This is a genomic window from Microbacterium helvum (assembly GCF_014779795.1).
In the GTDB taxonomy this organism is placed as follows: domain Bacteria; phylum Actinomycetota; class Actinomycetes; order Actinomycetales; family Microbacteriaceae; genus Microbacterium; species Microbacterium helvum.
The window spans coordinates 194,339-210,320 of the sequence record NZ_JACXZS010000002.1; the positions used below are offsets into that span (position 1 = coordinate 194,339).

The 15,982-nt window shown below is 72.1% G+C and carries 15 protein-coding genes and 1 tRNA gene; 11 read left to right on the forward strand and 5 right to left on the reverse strand.

Annotated features, from left to right (window positions below; translation table 11 throughout):
* Position 1 precedes the first annotated feature (1 nt).
* Genes IF188_RS04005 through IF188_RS04020 form a run of 4 tightly spaced genes read left to right on the forward strand, consistent with a single transcriptional unit; the run spans position 2 to position 4,530 of the window.
* On the forward strand, positions 2-2,062 hold the full coding sequence (locus tag IF188_RS04005; protein WP_191170502.1) for an acetyl/propionyl/methylcrotonyl-CoA carboxylase subunit alpha: 2,061 nt from the start codon (positions 2-4) through the stop codon (positions 2,060-2,062).
* Positions 2,062-3,234 carry an acyl-CoA dehydrogenase family protein gene (locus IF188_RS04010; RefSeq protein WP_191170503.1) on the forward strand — a complete coding sequence of 391 codons (1,173 nt, stop codon included), beginning with the start codon at positions 2,062-2,064 and terminating at the stop codon, positions 3,232-3,234. Before IF188_RS04005 ends, IF188_RS04010 begins: the two co-directional genes overlap by 1 nt.
* Before the next feature lie 4 nt (positions 3,235-3,238).
* Entirely contained in the window at positions 3,239-3,724 is a 486-nt protein-coding gene (locus tag IF188_RS04015; RefSeq protein ID WP_191170504.1) for a MaoC family dehydratase, read from the forward strand.
* Positions 3,721-4,530 carry an HpcH/HpaI aldolase/citrate lyase family protein gene (locus tag IF188_RS04020; RefSeq protein WP_191170505.1) on the forward strand — a complete coding sequence of 270 codons (810 nt, stop codon included), beginning with the start codon at positions 3,721-3,723 and terminating at the stop codon, positions 4,528-4,530. The genes IF188_RS04015 and IF188_RS04020 overlap by 4 nt, the downstream gene beginning before the upstream one ends.
* 6 nt (positions 4,531-4,536) lie before the next feature.
* Here IF188_RS04020 and IF188_RS04025 read toward each other — a convergent pair whose 3' ends face one another.
* Together IF188_RS04025 and IF188_RS04030 are read right to left on the reverse strand one after the other, a co-directional pair.
* Positions 4,537-5,145 carry a histidine phosphatase family protein gene (locus tag IF188_RS04025; RefSeq protein WP_191170506.1) on the reverse strand — a complete coding sequence of 203 codons (609 nt, stop codon included), beginning with the start codon at positions 5,143-5,145 and terminating at the stop codon, positions 4,537-4,539.
* A 56-nt stretch (positions 5,146-5,201) separates the two neighbouring features.
* Positions 5,202-6,056 (reverse strand): Sir2 family NAD-dependent protein deacetylase, encoded by an 855-nt coding sequence (locus IF188_RS04030; RefSeq protein WP_191170507.1) that lies wholly within the window; start codon positions 6,054-6,056, stop codon positions 5,202-5,204.
* A gap of 84 nt (positions 6,057-6,140) precedes the next feature.
* Here IF188_RS04030 and IF188_RS04035 point away from each other — a divergent pair, with 84 nt between their 5' ends.
* Entirely contained in the window at positions 6,141-6,914 is a 774-nt protein-coding gene (locus IF188_RS04035) for a class I SAM-dependent methyltransferase (protein ID WP_318152770.1), read from the forward strand.
* Between the two features lie 25 nt (positions 6,915-6,939).
* Positions 6,940-7,740 carry a TrmH family RNA methyltransferase gene (locus IF188_RS04040; RefSeq protein ID WP_191170508.1) on the forward strand — a complete coding sequence of 267 codons (801 nt, stop codon included), beginning with the start codon at positions 6,940-6,942 and terminating at the stop codon, positions 7,738-7,740.
* A gap of 26 nt (positions 7,741-7,766) precedes the next feature.
* Here IF188_RS04040 and IF188_RS04045 read toward each other — a convergent pair whose 3' ends face one another.
* Both IF188_RS04045 and IF188_RS04050 read right to left on the reverse strand, forming a co-directional pair.
* Entirely contained in the window at positions 7,767-8,456 is a 690-nt protein-coding gene (locus IF188_RS04045; RefSeq protein ID WP_191170509.1) for an SDR family oxidoreductase, read from the reverse strand.
* Positions 8,457-8,459: 3 nt separating this feature from the next.
* On the reverse strand, positions 8,460-9,380 hold the full coding sequence (locus IF188_RS04050; protein ID WP_191170510.1) for an SGNH/GDSL hydrolase family protein: 921 nt from the start codon (positions 9,378-9,380) through the stop codon (positions 8,460-8,462).
* A gap of 99 nt (positions 9,381-9,479) precedes the next feature.
* Between IF188_RS04050 and IF188_RS04055 the strand changes: the two genes are divergently transcribed.
* The 5 genes from IF188_RS04055 (at position 9,480) to IF188_RS04075 (ending at position 15,024) form a co-directional block, all read left to right on the forward strand.
* The gene (locus IF188_RS04055) at positions 9,480-11,408 is read left to right on the forward strand and encodes a DEAD/DEAH box helicase (protein WP_224751412.1); all 1,929 of its coding nucleotides are present in this window, start codon (positions 9,480-9,482) and stop codon (positions 11,406-11,408) included.
* 113 nt (positions 11,409-11,521) lie between these two features.
* Positions 11,522-12,610: a VIT1/CCC1 transporter family protein gene (locus IF188_RS04060; protein ID WP_191170511.1), complete on the forward strand. Its 1,089-nt coding sequence runs from the start codon at positions 11,522-11,524 to the stop codon at positions 12,608-12,610.
* Between the two features lie 81 nt (positions 12,611-12,691).
* Positions 12,692-12,776 (forward strand) — tRNA-Leu (locus IF188_RS04065).
* Positions 12,777-12,833: 57 nt separating this feature from the next.
* Positions 12,834-14,129: a M20/M25/M40 family metallo-hydrolase gene (locus IF188_RS04070; RefSeq protein WP_191170512.1), complete on the forward strand. Its 1,296-nt coding sequence runs from the start codon at positions 12,834-12,836 to the stop codon at positions 14,127-14,129.
* 73 nt (positions 14,130-14,202) lie between these two features.
* Positions 14,203-15,024, forward strand: coding sequence for an undecaprenyl-diphosphate phosphatase (locus tag IF188_RS04075; RefSeq protein ID WP_191170513.1), 822 nt, complete (start codon positions 14,203-14,205; stop codon positions 15,022-15,024).
* Between the two features lie 21 nt (positions 15,025-15,045).
* On the opposite strand, the gene IF188_RS04080 is transcribed toward IF188_RS04075, so the two are convergent.
* Entirely contained in the window at positions 15,046-15,924 is an 879-nt protein-coding gene (locus tag IF188_RS04080; RefSeq protein ID WP_191170514.1) for a PAC2 family protein, read from the reverse strand.
* Positions 15,925-15,982 lie beyond the last annotated feature (58 nt).

Below are 15,982 nucleotides of genomic sequence, written 5' to 3' on the forward strand. Positions count from 1 at the left end.
CATGAACGACATGTTCGACACCGTCCTCGTCGCCAACCGCGGTGAGATCGCCCGCCGCGTGATCCGCACGCTCCGGCGGCTCGGCATCCGCTCCGTCGCCGTCTACAGCGACGCCGACGCCTCCGCGCCGCACGTGCGCGAGGCCGACGTCGCGGTGCGCATCGGACCCGCGCCCGCCGCGCAGTCGTACCTCGACGTCGGCGCGGTCGTTGCCGCGGCGGTCGAGACAGGCGCGCAGGCCGTGCACCCGGGTTACGGGTTCCTGTCCGAGAACGTCGCCTTCGCGCGGTCCTGCGCCGCCGCGGGCATCGTGTTCATCGGACCAGGCGAGCGCGCACTGGAGGTGATGGGCGACAAGATCCGGGCGAAGGAGCATGTCGCCGACCACGGCGTGCCGACGGTGCCCGGCTTCAGCGCCGCAGGAATGACCGATGCCGACATCGTGGCTTCGGCCGACGCGACGGGCTACCCGCTCCTCGTCAAACCGTCGGCCGGCGGGGGCGGCAAGGGCATGCAGGTCGTGCGCTCCGCCGCCGAGCTGCCCGATGCGCTCTCCACCGCCCGGCGGGTCTCGGCAGCCGCGTTCGGCGACGACACCCTGCTGCTGGAGCGGCTCATCGAGCGCCCCCGCCACATCGAGGTGCAGGTGCTCGCCGACGCGCACGGGCAGATCATCCACCTCGGCGAGCGCGAGTGCACCCTGCAGCGACGTCACCAGAAGGTGGTCGAAGAGGCGCCGTCGCCGGTGGTCGACGCAACGACGCGCGCACGCCTGGGCGCCGCCGCCTGTGCGGCGGCGGCATCCGTCGACTATCGCGGGGCCGGGACCGTGGAGTTCCTCGTCGCCGCCGAACGACCGGACGAGTTCTTCTTCATCGAGATGAACACGCGCCTGCAGGTCGAGCACCCGGTGACCGAGCTCGTGACGGGCGTGGACCTCGTCGAGCAGCAGCTGCGCATCGCCGCGGGGGAGCCGCTGCGACTCGCCCAGGGCGACGTGCGCCTCGACGGCCACGCCATCGAGGCGCGCGTCTACGCCGAGGCGCCCGAGCGGGGCTTCCTGCCCGCGACGGGAGAGGTGCTGTCGTGGCGCGCGGCCGAGGGCGTCCGCACCGACGGCGCCGTCGAGACGGGCAGCGCCGTCACCGCCGACTACGACCCCATGATCGCGAAGGTCATCGCCCACGCCCCCGACCGGGCGACGGCGCTGCAGCAGCTGGACGCGGCGCTCGCCGAGACGGTGGTGCTCGGCGTCGACACCAACATCGGGTTTCTGCGGTCGCTCCTCGCCGACGACGGTGTGCGCGGCGGTGACATGGACACCGGGCTCATCGAGCGTCTGCCCGCCTACGCGGCCCCCGCCCCTTCTGCCGCCGCGCTGGCTGCTGCTGCTGCTGCCGCCACCGCCGCCGGCGACAACGCGGTTTCTCGCCGAGCAACCCCGATGTCGGCGTCAGGAACGGGGTCGCTCGGCGAGAAACCGCGTTCTGGGCAAGGGGGAGGCGGGGGAGGCGCGGGGCACGCGTCGGCGCTGTGGCTGACCGCGTCGGGCTGGCGGGCGGGCGCTCCGGCGGTGCCGGTGTCCACAGCCTTCGAGACCGGCGACGGCAGCATCGTGCTGGGCGAGGCGACGGAGCCCGGGCCGATCGTCGCGGCCGGCGCCCGGCGCGAGAGAGCCCGCACCGTCGGCCGGGCACTCGCCGACGGCGTCGCCGTGGCGATCTCGGACGACGGCATCCTCTGGGTCCACGCCGACGGCGTCACCACCGCACTGCGCCCGCTCACCCGCCGGCAGGCCGCCGAGCGGCGACGGGCGGCGCGCGAACGGGGGGCCGCGGCATCCGATCCCGAACTGCGCGCCCCCATGCCCGGCGCGGTCGTCGCCGTCCACGTGGCCGACGGCGCCCCGGTCGCCGCGGGGGACCGCATCGCGACGATCGAGGCCATGAAGATGGAGCACCCGGTGACGGCTCCGCACGCCGGGATCGTGCGGATCGACGTCGCCGTGGGCGACCAGGTGCGGCGCGACCAGGTGCTCGCACACGTGAAGGAGAACGACTGATGCCCGATTACGACTACGACGTCACCGACGACGAGCGCGAGCTCGCGGGGCTGGTGCGCCAGTTCGCCGACGAGGTCGTCGCGCCGCGCTCGTACGAGGCCGACCGCACGCACACGCTGCCGCTCGATGTCGTCGCGCAGATGGGCGAGCTCGGTCTCTTCGGGCTGCCGTTCCCCGAGGAGTACGGCGGGCAGGGCGGCGACTACTTCGCGCTGTGCCTCGCGATCGAGGCCCTCGGCCGCGTCGACCAGTCCCTCGCGATCACCCTCGAGGCCGGCGTCAGCCTCGGCGCGATGCCGGTGTTCCGGTTCGGCACCGAGGAGCAGAAGCACGAGCTGCTGCCCGACCTGCTCGCCGGGCGCGCGCTCGCCGGGTTCGGGCTCACCGAGCCCGGGGCGGGATCGGATGCCGGCGCGACGCGCACGACCGCGCGCCTGGACGGTGCTGGTGCAGGCGGGGGCGAGTGGGTGATCAACGGGTCGAAGCAGTTCATCACCAACTCGGGCACCGACATCACACGCTTCGTCACGGTGACCGCTGTCACGGGCGAGTCGGGCGGACGGAAAGAGATCTCGACGATCGTCGTGCCCAACGGCACGCCGGGCTTCACGGTCGAACCCGCGTACGACAAGGTCGGCTGGCACGCCTCCGACACGCATCCGCTCACGTTCCAGGACGTCCGCGTACCGGAGGGGAACCTGCTCGGCGAGCGCGGCCGCGGCTTCGCGAACTTCCTGCACATCCTCGACGAGGGGCGCATCGCGATCGCCGCGCTGTCGACCGGCGCGGCGGAGGGATGCCTCGAAGCCGCCGTCGACTACGCGCAGAAGCGCACCGTGTTCGGCGAGGCTCTCGCGACGCGGCAGGGCATCCAGTTCCTGCTTGCCCGCATGCAGCAGCGCGTGCACGTCGCACGACTCGCATGGCACCACGCCGCGCGCCTGCGCGACGCCGGCAAGCCGTTCAAGACGCAGGCCGCGATCGCCAAGCTCACGGCGAGCGACGCCGCGATGGACAACGCCCGTGACGCGACCCAGGTGTTCGGCGGCAACGGGTTCATGAACGAGTACCCGGTGGCGCGCCACTATCGCGACTCGAAGATCCTCGAGATCGGCGAGGGCACCAACGAGGTGCAGCTGCTCGTCATCGCGCGCGCCCTCGGGGTAGCGTGACACCGTGAGCGACCACGTCCAGCGCGGGCTGTACTACGACGAGCTCGAGGTCGGAGCGCGGTATCTGCACCGCCCTGGCCGCACCGCGACCGAGGCCGACAACGTCCTGTTCTCGTCGCTCACGATGAACGCGCAGGCCCTGCATCTGGATGCCGCCTACGCGGCCTCCCAGCCGTTCGGCCAGCGCCTCATGAACTCGATGTGGACGCTCGCCACGATGGTCGGGGCATCCGTCTCGCAGATCACGCAGGGGACGCTCGTCGCCCAGCTCGGACTCACCGACATCTCGTTCCCCGCACCCCTGTTCCACGGCGACACGCTGTACACCGAGACCGAGGTCGTGTCCAAGCGGCTGTCGGCGTCGCGACCCGGTCAGGGCATCGTGACCCTGCGCCACACCGGACGCAACCAGAAGGGCGAGGTCGTCGCGCTCGCCACCCGCACCGCCTTGATGTGGTGCCTGCCCGAGACCCCGGAGGAGACCCCGTGAGATTCGACCTCGGACCCGCGCTGCTGTTCTGCCCCGCCGACCGCCCTGAGCGGTACGCGAAGGCGCTGGAACGCGCCGACGGCGTCATCCTCGACCTGGAGGACGCGGTCGCGCCCGCCGACAAGACGGCCGCGCGCGGCCACGTGATCGAGTCGGAACTCGACCCGGAGCGGGTCATCGTGCGCGTGAATCCGCCCGAGACCGACGCGTTCGCCGCCGATCTGTCGACGCTGTCCCAGACGGACTACCGGCGCATCATGGTCGCCAAGGCGCAGTCGCCCAAGCGCATCGGGAGGCTGGATGCCCGGTTCGAGGTGGTCGCGCTGTGCGAGACGGCCAAGGGCGTCGCACAGGCCGACCGCATCGCCGCGCTCGACAACGTGGTGGCGCTCATGTGGGGGGCCGAGGATCTCGTCGCCTCGCTCGGCGGCACGTCCAGCCGCAAGCCGAACGGCCGATACCGGGACATCGCGCGCTACGCCCGTTCCCGCGTGCTGCTGGCCGCCGGCGCCCGCGGCAAGGCGGCCGTCGACGCGGTGCACCTCGACATCGACGACACGAAGAGGCTCGCGGTCGAGGCGGCGGATGCCGCGGCCTCCGGCTTCCGTGCGACCGCCTGCATCCATCCCTCGCAGGTGCCGGTGATCCGTGCCGCCTACCGTCCCGACGAGCGGACGGTGGCGTGGGCGCGCGGTGTGCTGCACGCGGCGACGGGGGAGCGGGGGGTCTTCTCGTACCAGGGAGCGATGGTCGACGAGCCGGTGCTGCGACACGCGCGCAGCGTGCTCTCGCGCGCGAGCGGCTGAGGGCCGCTACGCCGCGACGGCCGTGTACGACAGCAGGCGCACGCTGTCGCGGTCGACGACGAAGCGGTGGGCCGAGGCGTTGCCCAGGCGCTCGCCGGCGAGGGGGAGCGTGTCACCGCTGGCGTGGCGGATGAGCTCGCCGATGAGGCCGCCGTGCGACACAGCGATCACGGGCACATCGGTGGGCGCCGTCACCCGCCGCACATCGCGGGCGATGCGGTGCAGCGCGTCGACGCCGCGCGCCCGCAGCAGCGTCCGCTCCTCTTCGCCCTCGGCAGGCGGCTGACCGGGCTCGCCATGGCGCGCGCGGTACTCGGGCACGAGCATGCCCTCCGCCGCGCCGTAACGGCGCTCGCGCAGCTGCGGGTAGAGGATCGGCGCCTCGGCGTCGAGGACGGCGGCGATGATGCGCGCCGTCTCGTGAGCGCGCTGCAGATCGCTCGACACGACGACCGGGGTCACCCCGAGACGGTCGAACTCGGCGGCCAGTTCGTCGGCGGCGGCGCGGGCCTGCGCGCGTCCGGTGTCGTTCAGGGGGATGTCGGTGGCCCCTTGGATCCGTCGGTCGCGGTTCCAGTCGGTCTCGCCGTGGCGGATCAGAGTCAGCGCAGTCACCTTCCGACCCTATCGACGCCGGATGACAGGTCGCTCTGAAGAGCCCGGGCAGGCCGTCAGCCGAGGGCCGGGAGCGCGTCGGCGAGCGCGTGGAGCACCTCGCTCGTGCCGGCGTCGATCTTCACGGTCGCGCGGGTGTCGCCGCGCGTCTGACCGCGGTTGACGATCACGACCGGCAGGCGACGGCGCCGGGCGCGCTCGAGCAGCCGGATGCCGGAGTTGACGACCAGCGACGACCCCGCGATCACGAGGGCCTCGCTGGTGTGGACGAGCTGCTCCGCCTCACGGAACTTCGCCGCCGGGATGAACTCGCCGAAGAAGACGACGTCGGGCTTGAGCATGCCGCCGCACACGCTGCACGCCGGGATGACGAACCCTTCGGTGGTCTCGGGCAGTACGTCGCCGTCGGGCCCGAGCGGCACATCGGCGGGTACGCGGATCCAGGGGTTGTCGTGCTCCACGCGGCGCGCGATGTCGCGGCGGTCGAACACCTGGCCGCAGTGCGTGCAGAAGACGCGACGCATGGTGCCGTGCAGCTCGACCACCCGGCGGCTGCCGGCGCGCACGTGCAGTCCGTCGACGTTCTGCGTGATCACGCCGGTCGCGAGGCCCCGGGCTTCGAGCGCGGCGAGCGCGCGGTGCCCGGCGTTCGGCTCGGCGGCCGCGAACGCCTTCCAGCCCAGGTGGCTGCCCACCCAGTACCGGCGGCGCGCCGACTCGCTCGACAGGAACGTGTCGGCCGTCATCGGCGTGCGGACGGGGGCGCCCTCGCCGCGGTAGTCGGGGATCCCCGAGTCCGTCGAGACACCGGCACCGGTCAGCACCGCGATGCGTCGGCCGGACAGCTCCGAGATCGCTGCGGCCACAGCATCCGTCGTCCTCGCGTCGAACCAGGTCGCGGTCGTCGTCACGGCGCACCCCCTTCGCGGTCGAGTGTAGGCCCCGCGGTTTTCAGGCATGTTACGGCGCGGGCCGGAGCGTGCCAGGATGAGCGCGTGGGCGGCTTCGGCGGAGTGAGCGCGCAGGACTACGCGGCGTTCATGGGTCGGTTCTCGTCGCCGCTGGCGGTGCAGTTCGCGGCGATGGGTCTCGACGGCGTGCCCGCGGACGCGCGCGTGCTCGACGTCGGGTGCGGACCGGGGATGCTGACTCTCGAGCTCGCGCGGCGACGCGGGGCCGACATGATCGCTGCCGTCGACCCCGAACCCGTGTTCGTCGCGGCGACGGCCGAGGCCTGCGCCGGAGCGGATGTGCGGGTCGCCGTCGCCGAGGATCTGCCGTTCCCGGACGACGCGTTCGGCGCCGCTCTCGCGCAGCTGGTGGTCCACTTCATGAGCGACCCGGTGCGCGGCGTGGCCGAGATGGCGCGGGTGACCGCCCCGGGCGGACGCGTGAGCGCGTGCGTGTGGGATCACGGCGGCGGCAGCGGGCCGCTCTCGGACTTCTGGCGCGTCGCCGCCGGTCTCGATCCCGCGGTCCGCGGCGAGGCGGCGCTCCAGGGCGCGTCCGAAGGCCAGCTCGTCGGCATCTTCCAGCGCGCGGGCCTCCACGACGTGACGCAGTCGGTCGTCGACTGCACCGTGGCCTTCCTTGACTTCGACGACTGGTGGCGGCCGTTCCTGCAGGGCGTCGGCCCCGCGGGCCGGTACGTCGCGACGCTCGACGACGTCGCGGTCGCACGGCTGGAGCGTGCACTGCGGGACGAGCTCGGCGACACCGGCTTCGAGATCACCGCGCGTGCCTGGGCCGCGGTCGGCATCGTGGGCTGACAGCACCGACGTGGGACGATGGGGCGTGCCCGTCCTCGAGATCTCCGACGCCTCCGACGAACGCCTCGCCGACTACCGCGACCTCACCGATGTCGCTCTGCGCCGGGTGATCGAACCCGAGGGCGGGCTGTACATCGCAGAATCCGCGAAGGTGATCTCGCGGGCGCTCGCCGCCGGTCACCGCGCCCGATCGGTGCTCGTGCAGCAGAAGTGGCTCGCCGACATCGAAGGACTGGTGGATGCCGTCACGCCGGTGTACGTCGTGACGCCCGAGATCGCCGAGTCTCTGACCGGCTACGCCGTGCACCGCGGCGCGCTCGCGGCCATGCACCGGCCGGGACTGCCGCCGGTCGCCGAGGTCGTCGCCGACGCGCGGCTGGTCGTGGTGCTCGAAGACATCGTGGACCACACGAACGTCGGAGCGATCTTCCGCGCCGCCGCGGGCCTCGGAGCCGACGCCGTGCTGGTGAGCCCGCGGTGCGCCGACCCGCTGTACCGACGGAGCGTGCGCGTCAGCATGGGCACGGTGTTCCAGGTGCCCTGGACGCGGCTTCCGGAGTGGTCCGAGGCGCGCGGGGTGCTTCATGACGCGGGGTTCGAGCTGGCGGCCCTGGCGCTGGCCGACGACGCCGAGTCGCTCGACGCGTTCAGCGCCCGCCGACCCGAGCGGGTCGCGCTGATGCTCGGGGCCGAGGGCGACGGCCTGTCGCGCCGTGCGCTCGAGGCCGCCGACACCGTGGTGACGATCCCGATGGCCGGCGGCGTCGATTCGCTGAACGTGGCGGCGGCGAGCGCCGTGGCACTGTGGGAGCTGCGTGCCCGCTGATTCGTCTCGCGGAGGAGGAGCGGGCGTCAGGCTCCGGGGCGCACCGTCAGTTCGGTGAGCTCGGCGTCGCGGGGCAGATCGAGCGCGGTGACGATGGTGGTCGCGACCGAGGCGGGGTCGATCCAGCGGGCCGCGTCGTAGGCGGCGCCCTCCTGCTGGTGCACCTTCTCCTGCATCGGCGTCGCGGTGCGGCCGGGGTAGACGGTGGTCACCCGCACCCCGTTCGCACGCTCCTCCTCGCGTAGCGCATCGGCGATCGCACGCACGGCGAACTTGCTCGCAGCGTACGAGCCCCACTCCGGACTCACCCGCAGGCCGGCGCCGGAGTTCACGAACACGACGTGTCCGCGCGCGGTGCGCAGCGCCGGCAGCATGAGCCGCGTGAGCTCGGCGGGGGCGACGGCGTTGACGTTCAGCTGCTGCTGCCATGTCGCGACCGGCGTGTCGGCGATGGGGCCGAGCTCGACGATGCCGGCGACGTGGACGAGCGCGTCGAGCTGCGGCGGCACGCTCTGGTGGCTGAACGCCCACGACAGCCGCGCCGGGTCGGCGAGGTCGCCGACGAGCGTCTGCGCCCCGGGGAACCGTTCACGCAGCTGCGTGGCGCGGCCGGCGTCGCGCACGAGCAGCCAGAGCTCGTCGCCGCGCGCGGCGAGCTGGTCGGCCAGCGCCGCCCCGATGCCGGAACCCGCGCCCGTGATGAGGTACGTCGCCACGGCTCAGGCCTCCTCACCGCGGTGCGCCGCCTCTGGGCCCACGCCGCCAGAGGCTCCGCGCGACGCGCCAGCGTCGTGTGGAGGGGCGGTGGGGATCTTACCCGGCGCCAGCGTCGTGACGGGAAGCGGGTCGGGACGCTTGGCAGAGATCGTGTCGCCCGAGGACTGGTGCCGCAGCCGCCGCAGCACCCACGGCACGAGGTACTCGCGCGCCCAGACGAGGTCGACCGCGCGCGCTTCGCGCCACGTCCGGATCGGGAGCGGGTCGGGCTGCATGGGCTGCAGATCGTTGGGCACGTTGAGGGCGCGCAGCACCATGCGGGCCACCTCGTGGTGGCCGAGCGCGTTGTAGTGCAGGCGGTCGTCGTCGAAGAAGCGCATGTCCTGCACTTCTTTGAGCGCCCACTGGTCGGCGACGATGCAGTCGTACTTGTCGGCGATCGCCCGGATGTTCTCGTTGTAGATCGCGACCTTGCCGCGGATGCCGCGGAACACCGGCGTGAAGGCGGTGTCGATGCCGGTGAACACGACGACGGTCGCCCCGCCCTGCGAGAGGCGCACGACGGCATCCTCGAACAGCTGCGCGACGTTGTCGGGGTCGCCGTTGGGGCGGATGACGTCGTTGCCGCCCGCCGAGAAGGTGACGAGGTCGGGCTTCAGCGCGATCGCCGGCTCCACCTGCTCGTCGACGATCTGGCCGATGAGGCGCCCGCGGATCGCGAGGTTCGCGTAGGCGAAGTCGTCGACCTGCTCCGACAGCACCTCTGCCACGCGATCAGCCCAGCCGCGCAGTCCGTTCGGCGCCGCGGGCTCTGGGTCGCCGACCCCCTCGGTGAACGAGTCGCCCAGTGCGACGTAGCGCCGCCACGGGTGCTGCTCCGCGTTGGCGACGTAGGGACTCCGGTGATCCTCGCGTGTGGGCATGTGGCTCGCGTCCTCCTCGGCTTGTGACCGACAGTCAGGCTATCGCGGCACGGACAGGACGCGATCGGATGCCGCGACCCGGCGGCCCTTCGGCGCCCGATGTCGTCCGGGTCGTTTATCGTGGTGACTCGTTGTCAACGGGGGAAGGGGTGTTCGGTGACCGACGAAGCCGCCGCCGCACCCGAGCTCGACGAACGCCCCGACGTGACGGCATCCGACCCTCATATCGGGTCCTTCGCGGCCGAGCATCTCTCGCCGACCTACCCCCAGCGCGCGCCGTGGGGCACCGCCCAGCGGCTGCGCGCGTGGCAGGCGGAGGCGCTCGACCTGTACTTCGGGCTCGACGGTCCCGACGGCGTGGGCGGCGGTCCGCGCGACTTCCTCGCGGCGGCGACGCCGGGCGCAGGCAAGACCACGTTCGCCCTCCGCCTCGCGAGCGAGCTGCTGCGCCGCCGCATCGTCAACCGCATCGTCGTGGTGGCCCCCACCGAGCACCTGAAGACCCAGTGGGCCGATGCGGCGGCGCGTGTCGGCATCCGCTTGGATCCCGCGTTCAGCAACCGCCACTATGCGCCGGCGCGGCAGTACCACGGGGTCGCCGTGACGTATGCGCAGGTCGCGGTCAAGGCATCGGTGCACCAGCGCCTCACGATGGACGCCAAGACGCTCGTGATCCTGGACGAGGTGCACCACGGCGGCGACGCGCTCAGCTGGGGCGACGCCCTGCGCGAGGCCTACGCACGGGCGACGCGTCGCCTGCTGCTGAGCGGCACGCCCTTCCGCAGCGACACCGCGCCGATCCCGTTCGTCGAGTACCACCCGGATGCCAAGGGCATCCGCGTCTCGCGCACCGACTACGCGTACGGCTACGGACGCGCGCTCGAAGACGGCGTCGTCCGCCCTGTGCTGTTCATGGTCTACGCCGGTCAGATGCGCTGGCGCACGAAGACCGGCGAAGAGATGGAGGCGCAGCTCGGTCAGGACAACACGAAGGACATCACGGCGCAGGCCTGGCGCACCGCCCTCGACCCCGAGGGCGACTGGATCCCCGCGGTGCTGCGTTCGGCGGATCGCCGGCTCACCGAGGTGCGCGAGCATGTTCCGGATGCCGGCGGCCTCGTGATCGCGACGGATCAGACCGCCGCGCGCGCGTATGCCGCGATCCTGCACGAGGTCACGGGGGAGCAGCCGACGGTCGTGCTCTCGGACGAGGCGGAGGCGTCGAGTCGCATCGAGGAGTTCTCGAAGGCCGCCTCACGCTGGATGGTCGCCGTCCGCATGGTGTCAGAGGGGGTCGACGTGCCGCGGCTCGCCGTGGGCGTCTACGCCACGAGCGCGTCCACGCCGCTGTTCTTCGCCCAGGCCATCGGCCGCTTCGTGCGCGCCCGCCGCCGCGGCGAGACCGCGAGCGTGTTCCTGCCGAACGTGCCGCAGCTGCTCGCCCTCGCGAACGAGATGGAGGCGCAGCGCGATCACGCGCTGGACCGCGACTCGGACGGCGACGACGAGTGGAACGCCGAAGAAGACCTGATGGACGCCGCCGAGCGCGAGGACAAGGCGTCCGACGCACTCGAGCAGGAGTTCACCTACCAGGCGCTGGGCTCGCTCGCCCATTTCGACCGCGTGCTGTTCGACGGCAAGGAGTTCGGCCAGCTCGCGGTGCCCGGCACGCCCGAGGAGGAGGAGTTCCTCGGCATCCCCGGGCTGCTCGAACCCGATCAGGTGCACGAAGTGCTGATGTCGCGGGTCTCGCGCCAGTCCCGGCACCGTTCCGCGCGCGAGGCCCAGGAACGCGCGAAGGCCCCCGACGAGGAGCCCGCACTGCCCCAGGCGCTGCACCGCACGCTCAAGGAGCAGCGGCAGCTGCTCAACAGCCTCGTGGGGCTGTATGCGCGCCAGTCGGGCGAGGCTCACGGTCTCGTCCACGCCGAGCTGCGCCGGATCTGCGGCGGCCCCGCCGTCTCGCACGCGACGGTCGCGCAGCTCCAGGCGCGCATCGAGGTGCTGCGCAAGCGCGTCCACTCCTGATGGGCCGCCGCTGTTCGGAACCCCGAAATGCTGGCAATCCCCGGTTTCGGACAGATCCGGCCGCAGCCGCTGACTACCGTTGACAGGTCCCGAACCCCGACTTGGAGGCCCGAGTGAGCGCGCCCGCCGCACCGACCGACCGTGATCGCCGCCGATGGGCGCAGTACCTCGTGAACGAGCGTGCCGAGGCGCGCGTGTACCGGGAGCTCGCCGGACGCCGTGAGGGTGAGGAGCGCGAGATCCTGCTGGCGCTCGCCGAGGCCGAAGGGCGGCACGAGGCGCATTGGCTGGGGCTGCTCGGCGGCGAACCCGCGAGGCTGCCTCGCCCCGACGTCCGCACGAGCCTGCTCGGCTCGATGGCCAAGCGGTTCGGCTCGATCTTCGTGCTCGCCCTCGCGCAGAACGCCGAGGCGCGCTCGCCGTACGACGACGAGCCGTTCGCCACCCCGACGATGGCCGCCGACGAGAAGGTGCACCACGAGGTCGTCCGAGGCCTCGCCGCCCGCGGCCGGCGGCGGCTGTCGGGCACGTTCCGTGCGGCCGTGTTCGGCGCGAACGACGGCCTGGTGTCGAACCTGGCGCTCGTGATGGGCATCGGCGCGACGGGCGCCAGCAGCCAGTTCGTGCTGTTCAGCGGCATCGCCGGTCTGCTGGCGGGAGCGCTGTCGATGGGTGCGGGCGAGTTCGTGTCGGTCCGTTCGCAGCGCGAGCTCCTCGCCGCCACCGAGCCCAGCGACTTCGCCGACATCGCGCTGCCGCACCTCGACATCGACGCGAACGAGCTCGCCCTGGTCTACCGGACACGGGGGATGCCGGAGGCCGAGGCCTCCGCGCGCGCCCGGCGCGTCGTCGAGCAGGCGCAGGCGCTCGGCCGCGGCCGCGCCGACAGCGGTCCGATCGACCTCGTCGACCACGGCGAGGTCGTGGGGAGCGCCTGGGGAGCGGCGCTGTCGAGCTTCCTGTTCTTCGCGTCGGGCGCCATCATCCCGGTCCTGCCGTGGATCTTCGGTCTCTCCGGCCTGACTGCGGTGATCCTGGCGCTCGTGCTGGTGGGGATCGCGCTGATGTCGACCGGTGCAGCGGTCGGCCTGCTGTCGGGTGCCCCGCCCCTCAAGCGCGCGCTGCGTCAGCTCGCGATCGGCTTCGGCGCCGCGGCGGTGACGTACGTGCTGGGTCTGCTGTTCGGCGTGTCGATGGGCTGACGCGCCCGGGCTGCGCGCGATTCGTTGAACCCCGGGCGACGTGGTAATGTCATTCCTCGGTTGCGAAACCGAAAACCACCTGCGCGGGTGGCGGAATAGGTAGACGCGCTAGCTTGAGGTGCTAGTGCCCGTATAGGGCGTGGGGGTTCAAGTCCCCCCTCGCGCACAGTGAAGAAGGCCCCCGAAAGGGGGCCTTCTTTCGTCGACAAGATAGGTTGTCCGCATGCCCGAAGCCGAACTGCCCGAAGTCGCCGCGCTCGCGAGGGACCTCATCCGCTTCGACACGACGAACCACGGCGGCGGCCGCTCGGCCGGCGAGCGCGAGGCTGCGGAGTACGTCGGCGCCTACCTGGAGCGCCTCGGGCTGACTCCCGAGTTCTACGAGCCGATCCCGCGCCGCACCAACGTGATGGCGCGCGTTCCCGGTCGCGATCGCGACAAGCCCGCCCTGGTGCTGCACGGCCACCTCGACGTCGTGCCGGCGATCGCCGAGGACTGGAGCGTCGACCCGTTCGAGGGCGTCGTCAAGGACGGCCTGCTGTGGGGCCGCGGCGCCGTCGACATGAAGGACATGGATGCCATGATCCTGACGTCGGTCGCCGACATCCTGCGCGCGGGGGAGCAGCCCGAGCGCGACCTCGTGCTGGCGTTCTTCGCCGACGAGGAGAACGGCGGCGTCGAGGGCTCGGCTCTCGTCGTCGAGAACCACCCGGAGTGGTTCGCCGGCGCCACCGAGGCGATCAGCGAGGTGGGCGGGTACTCGATCCCGGTGGGCGACCGCCACGCATACCTGCTGCAGGTGGGCGAGAAGGCGCTCATCTGGATCCGGCTCGTGGTGCGCGGCCGTGCCGCGCACGGCTCCAGCTTCCACTCGCAGAACGCGGTGACCCGTCTCGCCGAGGCCGTCGCGGCTCTCGGCCGCACCGCCTGGCCGGTAACCCTCACCGACGCGACGCGCGAGATGACCGAGCGCCTCGCCGAGATCACGGGCTCCCGTGCCGACGACCCCGATGCCGTCGCCGCGGCGACAGGGGCGGCATCCGGATTCCTCCGCTCGACGCTGCGGACCACGACCAACCCCACCGGCCTCGTCGCCGGCTACAAGCACAACGTGATCCCCGACCGCGCCGAGGCGCTCGTCGACGTCCGCGTGCTGCCGGGAACCGAAGAGGCGGCTCTCGCCGACATCCGCCGCATCGTCGGCGACGACGTCGAGGTCCAGATCGTCCACCAGGACATCGGCCTCGAGGTCCCGTTCTCGGGCGATCTCGTCGATGCGATGGTCGGCGCGCTCGGGCGGCACGACCCGGGAGCCCCGGTGATCCCGTACCTCATGGGCGGCGGCACCGACAACAAGGCGCTCGCGACCCTCGGCATCTCGGGCTACGGTTTCGCGCCGCTGCGGCTGCCAGCCGACCTCGACTTCACCGGCATGTTCCACGGCGTCGACGAGCGCGTCCCCATCGACGCCCTCGTGTTCGGGCAGTCCGTGCTCACCGACCTTCTTCGCACGTACTGAGAGCGAGGGGATGCCGGGCCCCCGGCATCCCTGTCCCATCCCCTCCCGCCACCCGCACGGCTGAAAGGCGCCCATGCTTCTCGAGGCGATCATCCTGGGACTCGTCCAGGGTCTGACCGAGTTCCTCCCGATCTCGTCGAGCGCGCACCTGCGCATCCTGGGGGAGTTCCTGCCGGGCGCGCAGGACCCCGGCGCCGCGTTCACCGCCATCACCCAGATCGGCACCGAAGCGGCCGTCGTGGTCTTCTTCTGGCGCGACATCGTCCGGATCATCGGGCACTGGTTCCGCGCGCTGTTCGGAAAGATCCCGCGCAACGATCCCGACGCGAAGATGGGCTGGCTCATCATCATCGGCTCGATCCCGATCGTGGTGCTCGGCATCCTGTTCCAGGACCAGATCGAGACCGTGCTGCGGTCGCTGTGGATCACAGCCGTCATGCTGATCTTCTTCGGCGTGCTGCTGGGGATCGCCGACCATTACGGCGCCAAGAAGCGCAAGCTCGAGGACATCACCGTCAGCCACGGCGTGATCTACGGCTTCGCCCAGGCGCTCGCCCTGATCCCGGGCGTGTCGCGGTCGGGCGGCACCATCACGGCCGGGCTCTTCATGGGCTACGAGCGCGCGGCCGCGGCGCGGTACGCCTTCCTGCTCGCGATCCCCGCCGTGTTCGGGAGCGGGTTCTTCCAGCTGTTCAAGAGCCTCGACGAGCCGGGCGTGTTCTCGCTCGGCGAGACGGCGGTGGCCACCGGCGTCGCCTTCGTGGTGGCACTCGGCGTGATCGCGTTCTTCATGAACTGGATCTCGAAGCACAGCTTCCTGCCGTTCGTCGTCTACCGCGTGGCGGTGGGGTCGACGCTGCTCGTGCTGCTGAGCCTGGGCGTCATCAGCGCCTGAGCGTGCCCGGCGACCCGGCCGTCAGCGGCGCGGGTCGTCGCGGCCGGGCTTCTGCGGCCCGTCCCCGGGGCGGCCGTCGGTGCGCCGCAGGTAGCGCTCGAACTCCTGCGCGATGGCGTCGCCCGACGCCTCCGGCGAGTCCCATGTGTCGCGGGTGCGCTCGAGCTGGCGGATGTACTCCGTCATCTCTTCGTCGTCCGCCGCGGCTGCGTCGATCGTCGCCTCCCAGGCAGCCGCCTCGGTGGCGAGGTCTCCGCGTGAGACCGATGCCCCGGTGAGGTCCTCGAGCTTGTCGAGAAGAGCGAGCGTCGCCTTGGGCGACGGCGTGTGGCCCGCGACGTAGTGCGGGACGCTCGCCCACAGGCTCGCCGAGGGGATCCCCGCGCGCTCGGCCGCGTCGCCCAGCACGCTCAGGATGCCGACCGGACCCTCGTAGGTGCTGCGCTCCAGCTCCAGCGCGCCGCGCAGAAGCTCGTTGTCGCTGCCCGCGAAGACCGAGATGGGGCGGGTGTGCGGCACGTCCGACATCATCGAGCCGATCGCCACGAACCCGGTGATGTCTTCGCGCAGGGCGACGTCGATGAGCTCAGAAGAGAACGCCTGCCACGCGCGGGCGGGTTCGACGCCGGTGAGCAGCCACAGCTGGGTTCCGCCGCGCGTGGTGCGGGCAGGACGCAGCAGGGTCGCCTCGGGCCAGCGCAGCGTGCGACGCCCCTCGCCGTCGGTCTCGACGCTCGGGCGCGTGTACTGGTAGTCGAAGTACAGCTCGGGGTCGACCGAGAACACGGTCTCGTACGAGCCTCCCTCGCGCAGCTGCGTGATGGCGGATGACGCGGCTTCGCCCGCGTCGTTCCACCCGTCGAACGCCGCGACGAGCACCCGGCGACCCAGTCCGTCCACGAGACCCCCTCCACCCGCAGCGGCTGCGGGTTCTCTCCAGGATAGGCCCGGGCCTGCC

Excerpts from the sequence above, each read along its gene's own strand:
- IF188_RS04005 (WP_191170502.1), top strand. The coding sequence starts at position 2 with ATGAACGACATGTTCGACACCGTCCTCGTCGCCAACCGCGGTGAGATC.
- IF188_RS04010 (WP_191170503.1), top strand. The coding sequence starts at position 2,062 with ATGCCCGATTACGACTACGACGTCACCGACGACGAGCGCGAGCTCGCG.
- IF188_RS04070 (WP_191170512.1), top strand. The coding sequence starts at position 12,834 with ATGCCCGAAGCCGAACTGCCCGAAGTCGCCGCGCTCGCGAGGGACCTC.
- IF188_RS04050 (WP_191170510.1), bottom strand. The coding sequence starts at position 9,380 with ATGCCCACACGCGAGGATCACCGGAGTCCCTACGTCGCCAACGCGGAG.
- IF188_RS04055 (WP_224751412.1), top strand. The coding sequence starts at position 9,480 with ATGTCGTCCGGGTCGTTTATCGTGGTGACTCGTTGTCAACGGGGGAAG.
- IF188_RS04075 (WP_191170513.1), top strand. The coding sequence starts at position 14,203 with ATGCTTCTCGAGGCGATCATCCTGGGACTCGTCCAGGGTCTGACCGAG.